17 protein-coding genes are annotated in these 20886 nt (G+C 68.5%); 11 read left to right on the top strand and 6 right to left on the bottom strand.

All coding sequences use genetic code 11. The features are described 5' to 3' along the window. The first annotated feature begins 98 nt into the window (after positions 1–98). Entirely contained in the window at positions 99–713 is a 615-nt protein-coding gene (locus BM228_RS09755) for a PAS domain-containing protein (RefSeq protein WP_092039402.1), read from the top strand. 18 nt (positions 714–731) lie between these two features. On the opposite strand, the gene BM228_RS09750 is transcribed toward BM228_RS09755, so the two are convergent. Continuing rightward, positions 732–1484, bottom strand: a complete 753-nt coding sequence (locus BM228_RS09750; protein ID WP_092039400.1) for a Crp/Fnr family transcriptional regulator — start codon at positions 1482–1484, stop codon at positions 732–734. Between the two features lie 905 nt (positions 1485–2389). On the opposite strand from BM228_RS09750, the gene BM228_RS09745 reads away from it, so the two are divergent. Beyond that, positions 2390–4342, top strand: a complete 1953-nt coding sequence (locus tag BM228_RS09745; protein ID WP_244537081.1) for a methyl-accepting chemotaxis protein — start codon at positions 2390–2392, stop codon at positions 4340–4342. A gap of 116 nt (positions 4343–4458) precedes the next feature. Beyond that, positions 4459–5448, top strand: a complete 990-nt coding sequence (locus BM228_RS09740) for a phosphoribosylaminoimidazolesuccinocarboxamide synthase (RefSeq protein ID WP_092039398.1) — start codon at positions 4459–4461, stop codon at positions 5446–5448. Positions 5449–5487: 39 nt separating this feature from the next. Here the strand turns inward: BM228_RS09740 and BM228_RS09735 are convergent, their stop codons facing one another. The 3 genes from BM228_RS09735 to BM228_RS09725 form a co-directional block, all read right to left on the bottom strand. Next, positions 5488–5769, bottom strand: a complete 282-nt coding sequence (locus BM228_RS09735) for a DUF2312 domain-containing protein (RefSeq protein WP_092039396.1) — start codon at positions 5767–5769, stop codon at positions 5488–5490. Positions 5770–5824: 55 nt separating this feature from the next. Then, complete coding sequence (locus BM228_RS09730; protein WP_092039394.1) at positions 5825–6994, bottom strand: alpha/beta hydrolase; 1170 nt, start codon at positions 6992–6994, stop codon at positions 5825–5827. 92 nt (positions 6995–7086) lie between these two features. Further along, entirely contained in the window at positions 7087–8451 is a 1365-nt protein-coding gene (locus BM228_RS09725) for an MFS family transporter (RefSeq protein WP_092039392.1), read from the bottom strand. 240 nt (positions 8452–8691) lie between these two features. Between BM228_RS09725 and BM228_RS09720 the strand changes: the two genes are divergently transcribed. From BM228_RS09720 to BM228_RS09710, 3 genes are all read left to right on the top strand, one after another. Next, complete coding sequence (locus BM228_RS09720) at positions 8692–9477, top strand: DUF1236 domain-containing protein (protein WP_092039390.1); 786 nt, start codon at positions 8692–8694, stop codon at positions 9475–9477. A 354-nt stretch (positions 9478–9831) separates the two neighbouring features. Continuing rightward, positions 9832–11832: a methyl-accepting chemotaxis protein gene (locus BM228_RS09715; protein WP_092039388.1), complete on the top strand. Its 2001-nt coding sequence runs from the start codon at positions 9832–9834 to the stop codon at positions 11830–11832. A 378-nt stretch (positions 11833–12210) separates the two neighbouring features. Then, positions 12211–14211 carry a methyl-accepting chemotaxis protein gene (locus tag BM228_RS09710; RefSeq protein WP_244537080.1) on the top strand — a complete coding sequence of 667 codons (2001 nt, stop codon included), beginning with the start codon at positions 12211–12213 and terminating at the stop codon, positions 14209–14211. Positions 14212–14323: 112 nt separating this feature from the next. Here BM228_RS09710 and hrcA read toward each other — a convergent pair whose 3' ends face one another. Then, positions 14324–15379: a heat-inducible transcriptional repressor HrcA gene (gene hrcA / locus BM228_RS09705; protein ID WP_092039509.1), complete on the bottom strand. Its 1056-nt coding sequence runs from the start codon at positions 15377–15379 to the stop codon at positions 14324–14326. Between the two features lie 166 nt (positions 15380–15545). On the opposite strand from hrcA, the gene rph reads away from it, so the two are divergent. The 3 genes from rph to hemW are packed head-to-tail and all read left to right on the top strand — an operon-like array spanning position 15546 to position 18099. Then, complete coding sequence (rph, locus tag BM228_RS09700; RefSeq protein WP_092039387.1) at positions 15546–16259, top strand: ribonuclease PH; 714 nt, start codon at positions 15546–15548, stop codon at positions 16257–16259. Next, complete coding sequence (rdgB, locus tag BM228_RS09695; RefSeq protein ID WP_092039385.1) at positions 16256–16885, top strand: RdgB/HAM1 family non-canonical purine NTP pyrophosphatase; 630 nt, start codon at positions 16256–16258, stop codon at positions 16883–16885. Before rph ends, rdgB begins: the two co-directional genes overlap by 4 nt. Positions 16886–16923: 38 nt before the next feature. Then, positions 16924–18099, top strand: coding sequence for a radical SAM family heme chaperone HemW (gene hemW, locus BM228_RS09690; RefSeq protein WP_208612010.1), 1176 nt, complete (start codon positions 16924–16926; stop codon positions 18097–18099). Here hemW and BM228_RS09685 read toward each other — a convergent pair whose 3' ends face one another. Next, on the bottom strand, positions 18100–19386 hold the full coding sequence (locus tag BM228_RS09685) for a penicillin-binding protein activator (RefSeq protein ID WP_208612009.1): 1287 nt from the start codon (positions 19384–19386) through the stop codon (positions 18100–18102). It abuts the gene before it with no gap. 135 nt (positions 19387–19521) lie between these two features. Between BM228_RS09685 and rsmI the strand changes: the two genes are divergently transcribed. Both rsmI and BM228_RS09675 read left to right on the top strand, forming a co-directional pair. After that, positions 19522–20496: a 16S rRNA (cytidine(1402)-2'-O)-methyltransferase gene (gene rsmI / locus BM228_RS09680; protein WP_244537079.1), complete on the top strand. Its 975-nt coding sequence runs from the start codon at positions 19522–19524 to the stop codon at positions 20494–20496. 8 nt (positions 20497–20504) lie between these two features. Continuing rightward, positions 20505–20882: a YraN family protein gene (locus BM228_RS09675; protein ID WP_092039383.1), complete on the top strand. Its 378-nt coding sequence runs from the start codon at positions 20505–20507 to the stop codon at positions 20880–20882. Positions 20883–20886: the final 4 nt, after the last annotated feature.

The following is a 20886-nucleotide window of genomic DNA, read 5'->3' as shown; positions in this document are numbered from 1 at the left end:
AATCGCGCAAAAGTTGCGGTGAGATGTGATTATTCTTCTTGAAGTTGTTACGTGATGGCCTAAACCCGGTTCGATTCCGGTCCGGAACCAGACCCTGCATGCCAAAACCGAAGTTCTCCGAAAACCGGACTTGTGCGGCGTTCCAGGGCGCGCTCGACGCGCTGGATGTGATCGGCAACTGGTCATGGGATGCCGACACGGACCGCATCCAGGCTGATCTGTTCGTGGCGCTGCTGTTCAACGTCGATCCCAAGGAGGCCGAGGCTGGCCTGCCCCTCGACGCCTTCCTCGCCAGCATCCACCCGGAGGATCGGGACCGGGTGCAGGCCCATATCCACAGGGGCGGCCGCGGCGGTGGGCTCTACGTCATCGAGTATCGGGTCTGCTCGGCCGACGGCGTCACCCGCTGGGTGCTGGGCCGGGGCCGCTTCCTGCACGACCATCGGGGGCAGCCGGTCAGCGGCCGCGGGATCATCGTGGACATCACCGATGTCCGGATGGGCGAGGCCAGCAGCGGCGCCGTCGAGATGACCGAGTTCCATGAGCCCGAGCCGCCGCTGGAGCGCGCGGCCGATTTCGCCATGGCTGCCCATCAGGCGATCTGCGAACTGGAGGACCCGGCTCTCAAGGCCCGGGCGGACGCACTCCTGCTCGATCTCGGCCGCAAGCTCGCCGAGCAGGAGCAGCGCCTGCGCCGGACGCAGATGAACTGAGGCCGGCTCGGGCAGGATTCAGGCCGGGTCCGGGTCGGTCAGGTGCAGGTAGGCCGGGTCGAACTCGGCCGCGGCCTTCAATCCTTCCCAATCGTGGACGATCAGACGCCGGCTGCGCAGCGTGATCAATCCGGCTTCCTTCAGGTCGCGGATCGTGCGGTTGACGTGCACCGGCGTGATCCCGAGGGCATCCGCCAGCTCCGGCTGGATCATCGGCATCTCGCAGCTCCGATCCGGGGCGAGGCCGACGACGCCCAGGCGGATCACCAACTCGCAGAACAGATGGGCCATGCGGGCATAGGCGTCGCGCCGGCCGGTGTTGAGCATCCACTCGCGAACCATGGCGGCGTCGATCAGCGTCGCGCGCCACAGGACGTCGTCCAACCTTGGAAACGCGCGCAGCAATGCCCGCACCGCATCGTGCTGGACGAAGCCGACCCGGCACGGACCGACCGTGCCGATGCTGATGTCGAGGACCTTGAGGTGCAGGCTCTGGATGTCGGGTATGTCGCCGGCGACGTGGTACGCCATGACCTGCCGCTTGCCGCCCAGCGTCGTCTTGTAGGTGCAGGCGATCCCCTCGAACACCGCGAAGCAGCGTGCGGGACGATCGCCCTCGCGCACGATGTCCTGATACGCCTCGAACTGCGTCATCTGGAGGGGCAGGGCGAGAAGCGCAGCCCGTTCGTCGTCCGTGAGTGTGAAGAGGGCGATACTTTCGATCTTGCGGACAAACGGATGCTTGTCGTTCTGGTGAAGAGTTCCCGTCATCGCGCCTCCGCCGACCGGCGGGTCCCCTCGGTCTCGCCGTGATCGGCGCTCAAGGGCGCGCCGATCCAGGCACGACATAGCAGCCACACTTCCCCTCTGCCATAGTGGATTGATTGGTACTCACCGCCGGAAACTGTGCACAAATGCACAGTTTCGCAGTAGGATAGTGATGCTCACGGCGGCTGGCGTATGGGTGCTGAAGCAGCGTTCGAAGCCAAGAAGCCCTCAAGTCTCGATTGGTCGATAATCGTCGAGCCGGCAGATCCGACGCACGTCGAGGTGGCTTGGACCCGACTGGTCCGGTCCACCGGTTCCGCACAAGCCGGACACAAGCTTAATCTCGTCGATGAGTTCTAACGCATCACGCTGGCCAGCCGTGATCTCGTGACCCGCTGCGATGCGGATCGCTCTGAGGATACGTTGGCGTTGGACCGTTCAGCTTTAAGCACCGGTTCGCGCAGCCGTGCCGATCGCTCGTCTTGTGTGAATCTGCCATCCGAGCAGGGTTTTCCCATACGGACGAAAAATTTAAGTTGAGTTCCAGAACGCGCAGCAAATACGTTTTAGACGGCGAATAGCAATAATATAAATAGGTATTATTGATGTCAAACAATTTATTTAGATAGCGCAATTATGCAGAATAATGTGACTTTCATTGAATTCGTGTTTAGTCGATTCGGAAAACTAACGAATTTTATTCAAAATGACCGACCAGATGTTATAAAAATTTCATTCACAGGGAATTATATTAAACTTACAGATAGGAGAGAATTTTGAAAATATCGACATTGATCATTTTAGTCACTGCAGCAATCAGCACCGTATGCGTGACTGTAACTGGGCAATTGGTTTTCAAAGAACACCACGATTACGGGGGCAGCATCGATTCCCGGACTGGAGCCTCAGTGTCCCGGGCGTTGCTCGCAGCTTCGACGCGGATCTCCCAGGAACGCGGGCCGACCAATGCGGCCCTCGGAAGCGAGCAGCCTCTGGCTGCCGCGACCGAGAAGGCCCTGACTGAGATCCGTGGCGCGACCGACGCGGCGTTGCGCGATGCCGCATCGGATGTCGCGGCGTTGCCGGTGCAGTGGAAGACACAGACGGATGCTGCTTTGGCGGATGCCACGCGCCTCCTCGGCGCCGCGCGCCGACGGGTCGACGGCCTGACGGGCCAGCCCCTGTCGCAGCGGCGCCCGGAGGAGGTGGCCGAGGTGGTGGCCGCCCTGATCGCCGTTCCGCCGGCCCTGGATGCGGCCCTGAACGCCACGGATGATATGGCGGTGACGGCCGATTCGCGCCTCGGCTCCTGGATGACGATGACGCGGACCGCCACCGAACTGCGCGACGTCGCGGGTCAGATCGGCTCGGTGTTCACACCGGCCCTGGTGGGCAAACGGGCGATGACCATCGCCGAGATCGGCCAGTACAACCGCCTGAGCGGGCAGGTCGATGCCCAGATCCGGCAGATGCTCCTGGCGCGGGGCAAGATCGGCGAGGATGCCCGGGTCGACGAGTTCCTGAGGACGCTTCAAACCAAGTACGTGGAGGGCGGCCGGCGCCTCGCGGCCGGGATCGTCGAGCAGAGCCTCGCTGGGCGCCCCTCCGACCTCACGGTGCAGGAATTCGGCGCGCAATATGTGCCGGCGATGCGGTCAATCATCGAATTGCGGGAGCGCCTGTTCGACTTGGTTTCCGATCAGATCGAGCGGCGGATCGAAGCGGCGCGGATCCGCCTGTACGTCTACCTGCTGTGCGGTCTCGCCGTGATCGCGATCTGTGCCGGCGTGATCGTCCTGTGCATCCGCAAGGTATCGTTCCCGATACAGCGGATGGCGCAGGTGATGCGCCGGATTTCCGATGGCGACACCGAGATCCGCGTCCCCGATACAGAGACGAAGAACGAGATCGGCGCAATGGCGGCCGCCGTACAGGTGTTCAAGGAAAACCTGATCCGCACCCGTGCGCTGGAGGCCGAGGCCGCCGCGGCCCGCGTCGCCGCCGAGGCGGAGCGCAAGGCCGGCATGCGGCAGATGGCGGAGGCGTTCGAGCAGGCGGTGGGCGGTATCATCGGCATGGTGTCGTCCTCCGCCACGGAGCTTCAGGTGACGGCGGGCGCAATGTCGAGCATGGCCGGCCAGACCTCCGCTCAGTCCGGAGCCGCAGCTGCAGCCGCCGACGAGGCGGCCAGCAACGTCAACACCGTGGCGGCGGCAGCCGAGGAGCTGGGTTCGTCGGTCCAGGAGATCGGCCGGCAGGTGGACGGTTCGGCCAAGCTCGCGAACAACGCCGTCGACGAGGCCGGGCAGACCGCCCGCTTCGTACAGGAGTTGAGCGAGGCCGCGGGCCGGATCGGCGATGTGGTGCAACTGATCTCCGACATTGCCGGCCAGACCAACCTGCTTGCCTTGAACGCCACGATCGAGGCGGCCCGGGCCGGGGAGGCGGGCCGGGGCTTCGCCGTTGTGGCCGCGGAGGTGAAGGCCCTCGCCGAGCAGACTGCGAGGGCGACCGAAGAGATCGGTCAACAGATCGGCCAGATCCAGGGTGTGACCGGCCAAGCCGTCTCGGCCATCGGCGCGATCACGGCGCGCATTCAGGAGATCAGCGGCGTGGCAACTTCCATTGCCGCCGCCGTGGAGGAGCAGGGCGCGGCCACGCAGGAGATCGTCCGCAACGTCGCACAGGCGGCCGCCGGCACGGGTGAGGTCACCAGCAACATCGCCGGTGTCGCGGGAGCGGCCGAAGAGACCGGTGCGGCGGCCGATCAGGTCCTAGTCGCGGCCTCGGAGCTCTCGCGCCAGTCCGAGCACCTCACCGCCGAGGTCGCGCGGTTCCTCGACACGGTCCGTGCCGCCTGATTGATCCGCGCGGTGTGCATGTGTAGCGGGCGGCCTGCGGGGGCTGGAAATCTCCGGCCCGTCCGCGCACACACGCGGGGCGGCGCGGTTGCCGTGCAGCCTGACGGAACGGTTCGATGAACACGGCAGATCTCGCCCCGTACGCCCATCAGGTCCTGCGCGAGGCGACCCTGCCCGAGCTGCCGAACCATTACCGCGGCAAGGTCCGGGACAATTACGACCTGCCGGGCGGCCGGCGCATCCTCATCACCTCGGACCGGATCAGCGCCTTCGATCGGGCGCTCGCCGCGATCCCGTTCAAGGGCCAGGTGCTGACCCAGACCGCGCGCTACTGGTTCGAGCGCACCGCCGATCTCTGCCCGAACCACGTGCTCGCCTATCCGGATCCGAACGTCGTGGTCGGCCGCCGGCTCGAGATTCTGCCCGTGGAGGTGGTGGTGCGCGGCTACCTCGCGGGCACGACCTCGACCTCGGTCCTCACGCGCTACCGGGCCGGCGAGCGGGAGATGTACGGGCATCGCTTCCCCGACGGGATGCGCCCGAACGAGCGCCTGACGCAGGCAATTATTACGCCCACCACAAAGGCGTTCGATGGGGGCCACGACGAGCCCCTGACCGAGACCGAGATCTTGGAGCGCGAACTGCTCACCCCGGAGCAGTGGCGCACCGTGTCCGAGGCGGCCCTGGCCCTGTTCGCCCGCGGCCAGGAACTGGCGGCCGAGCGCGGCCTGATCCTGGCGGATACGAAATACGAGTTCGGCACCGACCTGGAGGGCCGGATCGTCCTGGCCGACGAGATCCACACGCCGGACAGCAGCCGCTACTGGTTCGCGCAGAGCTACCCCGAGCGCTTCGAAGCGGGCGCTGCGCCTGAGAGCTTCGACAAGGACTTCGTGCGCAATTGGGTCGTGGCCCGGTGCGACCCGTACAAGGACCCGATCCCCGAGATCCCGGCGGACGTCGTGCTGGAAACCGCCGCGGTCTATATCCGCGCCTACGAGACGATCACCGGCGCGCGCTTCATGCTGCCGGATCCGGGCGAGGCGCCGCTCGATCGCGTCCGGCGCAACATCGCTACCTATCTCGCGAACAACCCGATCGTCTGAAGGCGGGACGGCGCACGGGCGCCGTCCCCTCCCATCGCGTCAGGCGGCCGCCTTGATCGCCGCCGGGGCGGGCGCGTCCATGGCCCGCAGGTAGACGTCGAGCAGCGTCTCGTGCTCGTCGCGCTCGTCCTTGTCCTGCTTGCGGATCTTCAGGATCTCCTTGAGGATCTTGACGTCCAGGCCCTCGCCCTTGGCCTCGGCGAAGATCTCCTTCTTCGCCTCCATCAGGTCCTTGATCTCCTCCTCCAGCCGTTCCACGCGCTCGATGATCGAGCGGATGCGGTCGCCCGCGACGCCCACGGTGTCGGTCATGTCGGTCATGCAAAGCCTCGTCGTATGACGGGCCGTACCCTCGTGGCAGAGGGTAAGCGACGGGTTAAGGGCGAGGCTTTCCGGGGCTCGTGCGCGCCTCGATCCACCCAACGATCGCATCGGCCACCTGATCGCTGTTCGATTCCAGCATCATCATGTGGCTGTTGCCGTGGATGCCGTGCTCGGCGAGCGCCAGCCTGTCCGGCTTGGCCCCGGCCTGGGTGAGGAAGGCCGCGGTGCAATCGTCCATGGTCGCCCGGAACGAGGCCTCTGCGGTCACAATCACCGCCGGCACCTTGGCGAGATTCGGCAGCGTGCGGGCCGGCTCCGCCTGGAGCCAGCAGCGGATCTGGTCCGGACCCTCTGCGCGCTCGGCCTGGACCACGGTCAGGCCCGTCGGGCCGCTCACCGGCGGATCGAAATGCAACGGCACCCGGGTGATGCCGTAGGGGCGGGCGCGGGCGTCGCCGACCCGCTCGTACCAATCGGCGCCGCCCTTGAACCGGATGTCGAAAAAGGTCGGCCCGTTCGGCTCGACAGCGACATGCGCCTTCACGAGGTCCGGCCGCTGGTCCGAGACCGCCCAGCCGAACACGCCGGCCTGCGAATGGGTCAGGACAATCGCCGGCCCGATTTTTTCCAGGAGCGAGATCAGCGCCGGGTCGACCAGTTCCTCGCTCTTCAAGGCGCTCGCGATGTAGGGGACCTGCGAGCGGTAGAACTGGTCGAAGGCGGCGTTGCCGCGCAAGCCCGGGCCGCCCGGCCATTGCGTGTGCAGCTTCGCCTGCGGGTAGAGCGCCGACCGCTCCTGCCCGGTGAAGACCGTCTCGAGATCCTCCATGGGCAGGCGCGCATAGGGGCCGTACGTCTCCGCATCGCCGCCCGAGCGGCCTCGCCCGACCTGATCGACCACGTAGACCGCGAAGCCTTTGGCCGCGAACCGGTCAGCCCAGCCGGACCGGCCGTCGGGCGTGCCGAGGAAGTTGGTGCCGGTCTGCGCCGTACCGTGAACCATCACGACCGGATAGGGCTGCGTCACCCGCTCCGGCGCGCGATTTTCCACGAACATCTGCCCGAGGGCGGTGGTCCGATTGTTCGCGGTCTCGTAGCGGCCGCCGACGAAGAAGTAGCCCGACGGCGAGGTGGGCTTGAACGGCCCGGTCTCTTCGGCGCGGGCGAACCCCGCCCCGAGGCAGAGCAGCGTCAGCGCGCCGGCAGCGGCGTTCTTGAGCATGATATCCTCCCGCGGACGTCTGGCGCGTCCGACAGGGCGTATATCAGCGACAAAATACCAGTCGGTCCACCCGAACACCCGGTCTGCGGGTTTCAGGCGTGGGCGAAGCGGCGTTTTTTCCCGAGCGCCTCCTCCACGGTGCCGGCGCCGTCGAGATAGCCGTGCACCTTCGGGTTCGGCATGATCAGCGAGCCCACGAAGGCCACCGCCATCAGCACGGTGACGTACCAGAAGAACGTGCTCTCCATGCCGTTGTCCTTGAACCACAGGGCGACGAACTCGGCGGTGCCGCCGAACATGGCGTTGGCCAGCGCGTAGGACAGGCCCACACCCAGCGCCCGCACGTTGGTGGGGAACAGCTCGGCTTTCACGATGCCGCTGATGCCGGTGTAGAACGACACCACGGAGAGGCCGAGGGTGATCAGCGCGAAGGCGAGATACGGATCCTTGTTGGTCCCAAGCGCCGTCATCAGTGGCACCACCATCAGGGTGCCGAGCCCGCTATAGAGCAGCATGTTGGCCTTGCGGCCGATCTTGTCGGACAGTGCGCCGAACAGCGGCTGGATGATCATGTAGACGAACAGCACCACGGTCATCACCTGCGACGCCGAGGTCTTGGGCATGCCGGCGGTGTTGACCAAGTATTTCTGCATGTAGGTCGTGAACGTGTAGAAGCTCAGGGACCCGCCGGCCGTGTAGGCCAGGACCACGCAGAACGCCCGCCAGTGCTTGAACAGCTCGGCGAAGGTGCCGGCAGTCTCCTTGTCGCCGGCCTCCTTGGTTTCGGCGAGTGAGCGCCGGAGGTAGAGCGCCACCACCGCCAGCCCGGCGCCGATGAAGAACGGGATGCGCCAGCCCCAGGCGGACAGCTCCTGCGCCGTCATCACGGTCTGGAGCAGCACCAGGACCAGCGAGGCGAGCAGCTGCCCGCCGATCAGCGTCACGTACTGGAACGAGGCGAAGAACCCGCGCTTCCCCTTGATCGCGACCTCGCTCATGTAGGTCGCCGAGGTGCCGTACTCGCCGCCCACCGACAGGCCCTGAAGCATGCGCGCGAGCAGCAGCAGCACCGGCGCCAGGGTGCCGACATGCTCGTAGGTCGGCAGGATGCCGATCAGGAGCGAGCCGAAGCACATCATCAGCACCGAGACGACCATGGAGGTCCGGCGCCCGACCCGGTCGGCGATGCGCCCGAACAGCCAGCCGCCCACGGGCCGCATGAAAAAGCCCACCGCAAAGATGCCGGCGGTCTGGAGAAGCTGGCTGGTGGAATCGCCCTTCGGGAAGAAGGCGGGCGCGAAGTAGAGCGCAAAGAACGCGTAGCAGTAGAAGTCGTACCACTCCACCAGGTTGCCCGAGGACGAGCCGACGATCGCCCAGATGCGACGCTTGCGGTCCGCCGCATCGTCGGCGGCACTCGGCGCGATACCGATCGTATCGTCCCTCAAGGCGGACATGGCGTCTCCGTCTCATAGCTCATCGACCGGTAACAGCCGGCCTATTCTTCGATCAGCGCGACGTTACAGGCGACGACCGTGATCGCAAGTCCGTGATCGGACTTTGACCGGGACAGTGGCTGCCTGTGTCACTTCTCATCGGCCCCTATGGCAGGGCGGGACGGAACGGTTTCGCGCGGGACCCCGTTGCGGCCCGGCATGGGTGCCGTGGGCGCCTCAACCACAACGGGACGAAATGCCATGACGCGGATCTTCAGGGACACGGTGGCGGCCGCCATCCTCATCGCCGGCGCGGCGACGGCCTTCGCGCAGGGCGGCCCGGGCGGAGGCGGCGGTCCGGCCGCCGGCGGTGCCGGCGCGGGCGGCGGTGCCGGTCCGGCAGCGGGTGGCGGCGCAGGACCGGGCGGCGGAGGTCCGGGTGGCGCCGGTGGCGGCGGCATGCGCGGCGGCGCGGGCGCCGAGGGCGGCGCGCGCGGTGCGGAGCCCGGCGGTCCGGCCGGACGCGGTGCCGAAGGTCCCGGCCGGCAGGGTCCCGCCGGTGGGCCGGCCGGCGAGCGCAACGGCGCCGCGGACCGGAACGGGCCGGGCGGCAATCCCGGAGCTGCCGAGCGCGGCGGACGCGAGGGCGGCCCGGCCGAGCAGCGCGGCGGTCGCGACGAGACCGGCCCGGGCCAGCGCGGCGACCGGGGTGGCGTGGGCGAGCGCGGTGATCGCGGCGGCCGCGACGGTGCCCGGGGTGCGCGCGGCGGCGGTTCGGCCCGCGGTGCGGTGAACCGGCTCGATACCCGCCAGCGCACCGAGTTCCGCGGCTCGATCACCCGTCTCGGCGTCTCGCCGCTCCGGGACGTGGCGTTTGGGCTCGCGGTCGGTACGGCCATCCCGCGCTCCGTCAGCCTGCACCGGCTGCCGCCGTCGATCGTCGAGATCGTGCCGGAATACGAGGGCTACGACTTCATCCTCGTGCGCGACGACATCGTCATCGTCGATCCCGACACCTACGAGATCGTGGACGTGATCCCGGCCTAAGGCATCCGTCGGACATCCGGCCGCGCACCCAAGCGTAGAACACACCAAAAGCCCGATCGTCAGGTTGTCGAGCGCCTGGCGATCGGGCATTTTTGCGAGATCTGCGAAGAAAGACCCGACGGCCCGACCGATGTGAGATGGCCTATTGAAAGGAACGTGAAAGATCCAGGAGATTAAAAGAACGAACGGCACAGCTGATGCGTCTGCATCGAGCGCTGTGACGATTGGTTGGACGATCCAGCGTCCAGTGCCTGGGACTTGCGCTCCCATGACGAGCGATGACGTTCATTGCGAGACTTGGCGCGCGGGGCCTGCGGGATGGCCGATCGTTCATAGGCAGACGAGGGATGAAGCATGTCGAAACCCGATTTCAACGCGGCCAGACTTGCCAGCCTCCCGCGCCCGCGCCTCGGCGTATCCGGTCGTGCCGTGCTCCTGATCCTCGCTGTGGTGTGCACCGCCTTCGCGGCGAGTTCCGCCTACCTTTACGCCACGCAATCCGCCGCCCTACGGGCCAATCTCAACGCCACCATGTCGAACCTGAGTGCTGCGTCGGCGCGCAGTGTCGGCAACTGGCTGCGCGGCAAGCTCGACTTGACTCAGCTCATCGCCCAGCAGATCGCGGTCGCCGGCGTCGGGCCCAAGGCGGATGACGTGCTCGGTTTGCCGTTGGCGCGCGAAGTCTTCTTCAGCACCTATCTCGGTCGTCCGGACGGATTCTTCACGGAGATGCCCAAGACGGAGCTGCCCGCAGGCTTCGATCCGCGTGAGCGTCCCTGGTACAAGGATGCGCTGGCGGCGGGGCAAGCCGTGCTGACCGAGCCCTACACCTCGGCCGGAACGGATGTCGTCACCATCACGGCCACGGGACCGATCTTCGGTGAGAACCGGGCGATCCTCGGCGTGATCGGCGCCGATTTCGACAGCGCCGCCCTGACCCGGATGATCGCGGAGGTCGCAACCGGTGACACAAGCTACGCCTACCTGGTGTCGGGCTCCGGAACCGTGCTGGTCCATCCGCGGGCGGAGCTGATCGGCAAGCCGCTGTCGGACCTGCTGTCCGGGCCACTCCCGAAGATCGGCGGTCCCCTGGCCGAGACCCGCGAGGGCGACCGGGCGACCTTCACAGTGTTCGCCCGCGTCCCGAACCTGCCGCGGTCGCTCGACTGGTACGTGGCCCTCTCGGTCGACAGCGCCACGGCGCTGGCCCCGACGACGGCCCTGGCGCGGGACCTCGCGGTGACAACCCTTCTCGTGCTGCTTGTCCTCGCGATCGTGATCGGCCGGCTGATGACGCTCACCGTCTCGCGCCCGTTGAACCGCCTGGTCGGAGTTCTGCAGCGGATGAGCCAGGGCGCTCTCGATACCGACATCGCGGAGGCCCGGCGCAGCGACGAGATCGGCATGGTCGGCCGCGCCGTCGACGACATCAAGGCGCTGGTCGCCCGGAAGGCCCGCGACGAGGCCGAGGAACGGCGCTTGGCCGATGAAGCCGGTGCGGCCGAGCGCAAGCGCACGATGATCGCGCTCGCCGACGGCTTCGAACAGGCGGTGGGTGCGATCGTCGGCATGGTCTCGTCCTCCGCGACCGAACTCCAGGTCACCGCCCAGACCCTGACCGCCACCGCGACACAAGCGGCGGCCCAATCGACGAGCGTCGCCGCGGCGGCGGAAGAAGCGGCCACCAACGTCCGCACCGTCGCGGCCGCCGCCGAGCAGCTCGGCTCCAGCGTGCAGGAGATCGCCGGGCAGGTCGGTGGTTCAGCAAGCCTCGCCCAAGCCGCGGTCGGCGAGGCGGACCAGACCGGACAGCTGGTGCAGGACCTGGCGCAGGCCGTGTCCAAGATCGGCGAGGCGGTCGGGTTGATCTCCAGCATCGCCTCGCAGACCAACCTGCTGGCCTTGAACGCTACGATTGAGGCAGCGCGCGCCGGAGACGCGGGCCGCGGCTTTGCCGTCGTCGCCTCCGAAGTGAAGGAACTGGCCGCGCAGACCGCCAAAGCGACGGAAGAGATCACCGGCCTGATCGGCCGGATCCAGGGCTCGACCGATCACGCTGCCGAGGCAATCGGTGGGATCGTGACCCGCATCCGCGACCTCAACCAGGTGACCGGTGCGGTGGCGGCGGCTGTCGAGGAGCAGGGCGCGGCCACCCAGGAGATCGTCCGCAACGTCGGCCAAGCGGCCGCGGGCACGGAGGAGGTCACCACCAACATCACCGGCGTCGCCGACGCGGCCGAGCAGACCGGGCATGCGGCCCATCAGGTCCTGGACGCGGCCTCCGAACTCTCGCGGCAATCGGCCCAGCTCACCGAGGAGGTCGCCCGCTTCCTGCACACGGTGCGAGCCGCCTGAATAGACCCTCCACCTGTCGGGATGCCGGCTCTGGCCCGGCAGGTCCCTATTGGAGCCGGCGGCCATTGCCCGAGGGACGGCCGCCGGCCTCATCCCTTTCCGGAGTGGGGCCTTGAAGAAAAATCTCTTTCTACTTCAATGCATCTGAAATGAAACGATCCGTTGCGGAGTATTTGTTCCGGGTCAATCGAGCATTAATCGTACTCAGGCAGCTGAGCATGGCGTCTGATACTCAGCGTGAAGCGGAAAAAGTTTTCGTCTCGGATTTTTTAAGCGCAGATCTGCAGGGGATCTCGCCCTGATTGCTGGACGGATGGCGTCGAAAGCGCCACCCTCGATGGCGAGTCGTTCGTCGTCTCCCGATTCGAGGAAAACCGCGTGTCTGATCTTGGCGGCAACGCGTCCGAGCCTGCGACCCTCCCGCATCCGCGCCTCGGCCTGGCCGGTCGCGCGACGCTCCTGATCCTCGGGATCGTCTGTGCGGTCTTCGTTGCTTCCTCGACCTACATCTACGTCGTCCAGGCGGGTGCTCTGCGGGGCAACGTGGCGCTCACCATGACGAACCTGAGCGCCTCGGCGGCGCAGAGCGTCGGCAATTGGCTGCGGGGCAAACTCGATCTGACGCAGCTCATGGCGCAGGAGGTCGTCACCGTGGGGCCGGGCGCCGAGGCGAGTCGCGTCCTCGGCGCACCCATCGCGCTGGAGGCCTTTCTGATGAATTTCTTCGGCCGCACCGACGGGTTCTATACGCGGATGCCGAAGGGCGAGGTCAAAGCAGGCTACGATCCGCGCCAGCGCCCCTGGTATAAGGGCGTGGAGGCCGCCAAAGGCCCGTTCCTGACGGAGCCGTATATCGGCTCGAGCAACGGGAAGCTCACGATCACCGGTGCCGCTCCGGTGGTGGACGAGACGGGGACGTTCCTCGGTGTGGTCGGCAGCGATTTCGACTCCGATGTCCTTGCCCGGATGATCGGCGCCGTGGCCACCGGCGGGAACGGCTACGCCTATCTGGTGTCCGGTTCCGGCAAGTTGCTGATCCATCCGTGCACCGAGTTGATCGGCAAGCCGCTGTCGGAACTGCTCTCCGGGCCGCTGCCGACGATCGGCGAGCAGGTGTCCGAGACCCGGGAGGGCGACCGGGCAACGCTCACGGTCTTCGCCCGGGTCCCCAACCTGCCGGCCTCTGTCGATTGGTATGTCGCCCTCTCGCTCGACAAGACCGCGGCCTTCGCGCCGGTCGAGCGTCTGGCCCTCCTGCTGGCGGCGGCCACGCTGATCGCGCTGCTGGTGCTCGGCTTCGTGGTCGGCCGGCTCATGACGATCACCGTGTCGCGTCCGCTGAACCGCCTCGTCGAAGCGCTGCGGCGCATGAGCCAGGGTGAAATCGATGCCGAGATCGCCGAAGCCAGGCGCAGCGACGAGATCGGAATGGTCGGCCGCGCGGTCGAGAGCATCAAGGCGCTGGTCGCCCGGAAGGCGCGTGACGACGCCGAAGCGAAGCGCCTCGCCGACGAGGCCGCCGCGGCCGAGCGCAAGCGCGCGATGATCGCGCTCGCCGACAGCTTCGAACGGGCGGTGGGCAGCATCGTCGGCATGGTCTCGTCCTCCGCCACCGAGCTGGAGGCCACGGCGCAGACCCTGACGGCGAGCGCGACCCAGGCGGCGGCCCAATCCACCAGCGTCGCGGCAGCGGCCGAAGAAGCGGCTACCAATGTCCGCACCGTCGCGGCGGCGGCCCAGCAACTCGGTAGCAGCGTCCAAGAAATCGCCGGGCAGGTCGAGGGCTCGGCGAGCTTGGCGCAAGCGGCGGTCGGCGAAGCGGACCAGACCGGTCAGCTGGTGCAGGACTTGGCCCAGGCGGTGTCCAAGATCGGCGACGCCGTCGGGCTGATCTCCAGCATCGCGGCGCAGACCAATCTTCTGGCCCTGAACGCGACGATCGAGGCCGCCCGCGCCGGAGAGGCGGGGAGGGGATTTGCCGTGGTGGCATCCGAGGTGAAGGAATTGGCCGCGCAGACGGCCAGGGCGACGGAAGAGATCACCGGCCTGATCGGCCGGATCCAGGGCTCGACCGATCACGCCGCGCAGGCGATCGGCGGGATCGTGACCCGCATTCGCGACCTCAACCAGGTGACTGGCGCGGTGGCCGCGGCCGTCGAGGAGCAGGGCGCGGCGACCCAGGAGATCGTCCGCAATGTCGGCCAGGCGGCTGGCGGCACGGACGAAGTGACCACTAACATCACCGGCGTCGCCGGCGCCGCCGAGCAGACAGGCGCGGCGGCCCAGCAAGTCCTGGCCGCGGCCTCCGAACTGTCGCGGCAATCGGCGCAACTCACCCAGGAGGTCGCCGGGTTCCTGTACACCGTGCGCGCCGCCTAGAGCCGTTCCCGATCGCGTTGCAATGGGGAACGGCTCCAAGTCCTCGATTGGACGCGCTCGCTGACGCCGAACCGGTATCCACTTCGGCGGCGAGCGCTCTAAGCCAGGATCATCACCGCCCGCCGTCGAGCAGCTTCGAGACCACCCGGGCGGTGTAGTCGACCATCGGCACGATGCGGGCGTAGTTCAGCCGCGTCGGTCCGATCACCCCGACGACGCCGACGATCTTCTGCGAGCCGTCCCGGAACGGCGCGGCGATCAGCGACGAGCCCGACAGCGAGAACAGCTTGTTCTCCGAGCCGATGAAGATCCGCACGCCCTCGCCACCCTCGGCTCGGGCCAGGAGGTCGATGACGTCCTTCTGGGTCTCCAAGTCGTTGAAGAGCAGGCGGATGCGCTCGAGATCCTCGACGGCGCGCAGGTCGTCGAGCAGGTTCGCTTGGCCGCGCACGATCAGCTGACGGGCCTCGCTCGGACCCACCGGTGTCGCCAGTCCGGCATCGACCAGGCGCTCGGTCAGTGCGTCGAGCTCCCGCTTCATGGCGGTGCGGCCGGCCTCGATCTCGGCCCGCAGGGTCCCGAGGGTGCGGCCCTGCAGCCGGGCGTTGAGGAAGTTCGTGGCCTCTTGGAGCGCGCCGGCGGGCAGGCCGGGGGGCAGGTCCACCAACCGGTTCTCCACCGAGCCGTCGTCAGAGACCAGCACCACCAGGGCCCGGGCCGGATCGAGGCGCACGAATTCGATGTGCTTCAGGTGGACGTTGGCCTTGGTGGTCAGCACCACGCCGGCCCCGCGCGAGATGCCCGACAGCATGGTCGAGGCAGCGGCCAAGGCCGAATCGAAGGTGTGGCCGGAGGCGGCGGCGCGCATCTCCGCCTCGATCCGCGCCTGCTCCTCCTGGCCGACATCGCCGAGTTCGAGCATCGCGTCGACGAAGAAGCGCAGGCCCAACTCGGTCGGCAGGCGGCCGGCCGAGGTGTGTGGCGCGAAGATCAGGCCGGAATGCTCCAGATCCGCCATGACGTTGCGGATCGAGGCCGGCGATAGCGTCATCGGGAGGATGCGCGCCAGGTTGCGCGATCCCACCGGCTCGCCGGTCGTGAGATAGCTCTCGACGATCTGCCGGAAGATCTCGCGGGCGCGCTCGTTGAGGGCGGCGAGCGCCTGCATCGATGGGCCTTGCGGAATGTTGAGGTTCAGGTCGGTCACGCGGTCATCCTGTCGTCCGATCATGTCCGCCCGGTGTCCGGGGATCAATCCGTACGGCGATGCTTGCCCGCGCCGGCCCAGCGGCCTAAGAGCCCGGCCCTCACTCTCTCACCAGAAAGGGCCCGCCATGAGGCCTTCGAAGCGCGCCGCCGACGAGCTGCGGCCCGTGACCCTGGAGCGCGCGGTCTCGCGCTACGCCGAGGGCTCGTGCCTGGTCAGCTTCGGCAACACCCGCGTGCTCTGCACCGCCTCCCTCGAGGAGCGCGGGCCACCCTGGCTGCGCGGTTCCGGCAAGGGCTGGATCACGGCCGAGTATGCCATGTTGCCGCGCGCGACGCACGACCGGACCCGGCGCGAGATCAATTCGGGCAAGCCCTCTGGCCGGACCCAGGAGATCCAGCGCCTCATCGGCCGCTCGCTCCGGGCGGTGACGAACCTGCCGGCCATGGGCGAGCGCCAGATCACGGTCGATTGCGACGTGATCCAGGCCGATGGCGGCACCCGTACCGCCGCGATCACCGGCGCCTGGGTGGCGCTCTACGATTGCTTCGCCTGGATGCGCACCCGCTCGATCATCTCGGTGGACCCGCTGCGCGACCACGTCGCCGCCGTGTCCTGCGGCCTGTACAAGAACACGCCCGTGCTCGACCTCGATTATGCCGAGGATTCGGCGGCCGAGACCGACGCCAACTTCGTGCTGACCGGCAGGGGCGGCATCGTCGAGGTGCAGGGCACCGCCGAGATGGAGCCGTTCTCTGAAGCGCAGCTCCTCGAATTGTTGCGTCTCGCCCGCGCCGGCACCGACCGGCTGGTGGCGCTCCAGAAGGAGGCGATCGCGTGAGCCGCCCTCTCACCGGCAAGGTGGTCATCGCCACCCACAATGCGGGCAAGCTCTCGGAGATGCGCGAGCTCCTGGCCCCGTTCGGGATCGAGGCGGTCTCGGCTGGCGACCTCAAGCTGCCCGAGCCCGACGAGACCGGGACGATGTTCTCCGAGAACGCCGCCATCAAGGCCCACGCCGCTGCCCGGGCGACCGGGCTGCCGGCCTTCGCGGACGATTCCGGCCTGTGCGTCGATGCCCTCGACGGCGCGCCCGGCATCTTCTCCGCCCGCTGGGCCGGCCCGACCAAGGACTTTTCCGGCGCCATGGCGCGGATTTTTTCCGAGCTGGACCAGCGCGATGCGAGCAACCGGAAGGCGCATTTCGTCTCCGCCCTCGTGCTCGCCTGGCCGGACGGCCATACCGAGCTGTTCGAGGGCCGCGTGTTCGGCACCCTCGTTCCGCCGCGGGGCGAGGCCGGCTTCGGCTACGATCCGATCTTCCAGCCGGACGGTTATGCCCGGACTTTCGGGGAGATGAGCGCCGAGGAGAAGCACGGGGTCGATTGGCAGAAGGGCGAGGGGCTGTCGCACCGGGCCCGGGCCTTCGTGCTGCTGAGCCGCGCCTGCCTGGCGCCGGCTTCCTGATTGCCAAACCGGGCCGGCACGCTCACATCCCGTCGATCATGACTTCGACCGGCCCGGACCATCCGACCCGCGACGCGGGCTTCGGGATCTACCTGCACTGGCCCTTCTGCGCCGCGAAGTGCCCGTATTGCGACTTCAACAGCCACGTCCGGCACGCTGGCGTGGACCAGCCGCGCTTCCTCGACGCCTTCCGGGCGGAGATCGCGCACAATGCCGCCCGTACCCCCGGCCGGACCGTCACCAGCATCTTTCTCGGCGGCGGCACGCCCTCGCTGATGGAGCCCGCGACGGTGGCGGGGCTCCTCGATGCGGTGGCGGGGCACTGGGCCATAGCGCCCGATGTCGAGATTACCCTGGAGGCGAACCCGTCAAGCGTCGAAGCCGGCCGCTTCCGCGGCTACCGGACAGCCGGGGTCAACCGGGTCTCGCTGGGCGTGCAGGCCTTCGACGACGCCTCCCTGAAAAAGCTCGGCCGGCTGCACAATGCCGAGGAGGCGTTCGCGGCGATCGGCATCGCGCAGGCCGTGTTCGCGCGGACCTCGTTCGACCTCATCTATGCCCGGCCCGACCAGACGCCTGATCTGTGGCGGGCCGAACTGACGGAAGCGCTGGCGCGGGCCGCCGAGCACCTGTCGCTCTACCAGCTCACCATCGAGCCCGGCACGCCGTTCCACGGCCTCGCCGCCGCCGGCAAGCTGGTGACCCCGGACGACGAGACCGGCCGGGTCCTCTACGACGTGACCCAGGAGGTCTGCGGCCAAGCGGGCCTGCCGTCTTACGAGATCTCCAACCACGCGCGGCCGGGCGCCGAATCCCGGCACAACCTGCTCTACTGGCGCTACGGCGAATATGCCGGCATCGGCCCCGGGGCGCATGGCCGGCTGGTCACGCCGGAGGGCCGGATCTGCACTGTCACCGAGCGCGGCCCGGAGGCCTGGCTGGCGCGGGTCGAGCGCGAGGGCCACGGCATCGTCGAGACCGAGACACTCTCGCCCGCCGACCAGGCCGACGAGTTCCTGGTGATGGGCCTGCGGCTCGCCGAGGGGATCGATCCCGAGCGCTACGCCGCCCTGAAGGGCCGGCCGCTCAACGGCAACCGCATCGGCATGCTGTTGGGCGACGGCCTGCTGCACCGCCTGCCGGGCGGCCGGATCGCCGCCACGCCCCGCGGGGCGCCGGTGCTCAACGCCGTCGTGGCCGAGCTGGCGGCTTGATCAGGTCCCCGGCTTCGCCAGAACGCGCGGGGCCGGGCTGACCAGGGTCGCGGCGTTGTTGCGGATCTCGTAGACCGCCAGAGACCGCTCGCTCAGGCCCTCCGGGCGGAACCGGAACGTGCCGTCCGTCCCGGCGAAGCCCGAGGCGTTGGTTAGAGTCGTCTCAGCGAAGCGCTGGGACCCATATTGCCGGGTCAGCGCCGCCGACAGCATCACGGCGTCGTAGGCGAGCGAGGCGACCCGTGGGGGCACCGAGCCGAACCGGGCCTGATACCGGCCGCTGAAATTGGAGAAGCCGTTCCGGTCGGGCGAGGCGAAGCGTCCGCCCTGGAGCGCGGGTAGGGCGAACAGGGCCGGCTCGTTCCAGAGGGCGGTGCCGACCGGCCGGACGCGGGCTGGGTTGTAGCCGGCCTTGGTCAGGGCAGCGGCCACCGCCGGCATGGCCTCGGCGGTCTCCGGGATGAACAGCGCGTCGGCCGTGGCGCCGGACCCGGTGATGACCCGGGCCAGCCGCTCGACCGCCGGCCCCGGCGCTCCCGGGGCGTAGCGCTCCACCGCCGCGACCCGGGCGCCCTTGCGGGCCACCGCCTCGCGGAACTCGGCCTCGACCGCGTTGCCGTAGGCGGTCTCCGGAATCAGGGCCGCGAAGGAGCGCTTTCCGTCGGCGACGGATTCGTCGACGATCCGGTCGACCTCCGGCTGCGGCAGGAAGCTGAGGAGATAGATCCCCCGGGACGCCACGGAGGCGTCCGTCGAGAACCCGATCACCGGCTTGCCCGCGGCCTTGGCCGGCACGGCGGCGGCCTGGACGTTGGCGGCGAAGACCGGGCCGAGCACGATGTCGGCGCCCTGCTTGAGGGCATCCTGGGTCGCGTCCCGGGCGCCGTCCGGGCTGCCGCGGTCGTCCTCGACCAGGATGGTCAGGTCCGGCTGCTGCCCCTCGTCATAGGCGAGCTGGGCGGCGTTTCGCATCGCGCTGCCCACCGCCATGCCCGTGCCGGTGAGCGGCAGGACCAGCGCGACCTTGACGGAGCCGGAGCCGATGCGGTTGCCACCCGCAGCCGCGGGCGTCAGGGGCGGTGAGGAACCGGCCGGATTCGCCGGCGTGACACTCAGCGGCACATCCGCGGGCGGCGACAGCTCGGCCCGGGCCGGAGGCGCGCGCCGGGACGCGCTCGAACCGCCGAATCCGAGGCAGCCGCCCAGCGTCAGCGACAGGGTGCCGAGGATGGCGGTCAGGGCGGCGACGCGCGCGAGACGGTCCCGCCCACGTTTCGGACGCGCCATGGCGCAGTCTCCTTCGGGCGGGCACGAACAACCTGACCGGGCGTTTTTCAAATGTAAACGCACCGGTGGCGACTTGCCCCCGGTCTCGACGCGCAGCCGCGACGTGGGGTGCGGAGTGTGGCAAGATCGCCCGCGATGACACGCCGATTCGATGACCCGGGGTCCCCGATCTCAACCAAACCCACGTCTCACAAACCGGGTGCGGACCGTCCGCGCAACACCACCTTCACGGCCTTCGGGCTGGCCAGCGAGACCGAGCCGCTTTCGCCGGGGCTGCACATCGTGGCGACGCCGATCGGCAACCTGCGCGACATCACCATCCGGGCGCTCGCGACCCTGGCGGCTGCCGATGCGGTGCTGGCCGAGGATACCCGTGTGACCCGGACGCTGCTGGCGCATTACGGCATCACCACGCCGCTGCTCGCCTATCACGAGCATTCGAACGAGACCGTGCGCGACAGGATGGTGGCGCGGCTCCAGGCCGGCGAGGCCCTGGCCCTGGTCTCGGATGCCGGCACGCCGCTCGTGTCGGACCCCGGCTACAAGCTGGTCCAGGCGGCGATCGAGGCCGGGATCGCGATCACGCCTGTGCCGGGGCCGTCGGCGGTGATGACCGCCCTGGTGGCGGCCGGCCTGCCCACCGACCGGTTCTTCTTCGAGGGGTTCCTGCCGCAGAAGGCCGGGGCGCGGCGCAATCGGCTTGAAGCCCTGATCCAGGTGCCGGGCACGCTGGTCCTGTTCGAGTCGCCCCACCGCCTGCCCGAGATGCTGGCCGATGCCGCCGCCGTGCTCGGCGCCGACCGTCCGGCCGCGGTGACGCGCGAGCTGACCAAGTTTTATGAGACCATCCGCCGGGACACGCTGGGCTCCCTTAGCGAGCGGTTCGGGCAGGAAGGTGCGCCGAAGGGCGAAATTGTCGTGATCATCGGCGCGGCCACGACGCCGGACCGCCCGGCCGAGGGGGATGCCGCCCTCGACGCGTTGATCCGCACCGCTCTGGAGCGGCACTCGATCAAGGATGCGGCGAGCCTTGTCGCGGACGAGACCGGACAGCCGCGCCGCGCCGTCTATGCCCGGGCGCTGGTGCTGGCCCGGGACAGCCAGGGTTGAGTTGAGCCGTGCCGGACCAAGCCTTGCGGCGTCGCGCCGCCCATCTGCGCGGACACCGGGCCGAATGGCTCGCCATGGCGGCCCTGCTGCTGAAGGGCTACTGGCCGATGGAGCGGCGGGTGAGCTTCGCTGGGGGGGAGATCGACCTGATCGTCCGGCGCCCGCGCACCATCGTGTTCGTCGAGGTGAAGGCGCGGTCGAGCCTGGACGATGCGCGCGTGGCGATCGATGCGGCGAAGCGGCGGCGCTTCTCCCGCGCCGTGCGGGCCTGGATCGGCCGTAATCCCTGGTGCGCGGGGATGACCCTGCGGGCCGACGCGGTCTTCGTCGGCCCCGGCGAATGGCCGGCGCATCTGCCGGACGTCTTCACCATCGAGGGGCTGTGACGCG

This window comes from Methylobacterium pseudosasicola, assembly GCF_900114535.1.
In the GTDB taxonomy this organism is placed as follows: Bacteria; Pseudomonadota; Alphaproteobacteria; order Rhizobiales; family Beijerinckiaceae; genus Methylobacterium; species Methylobacterium pseudosasicola.
The sequence above is the reverse complement of the archived record's forward strand: the minus strand, read 5'-3'. Positions and strand labels throughout refer to the sequence as shown.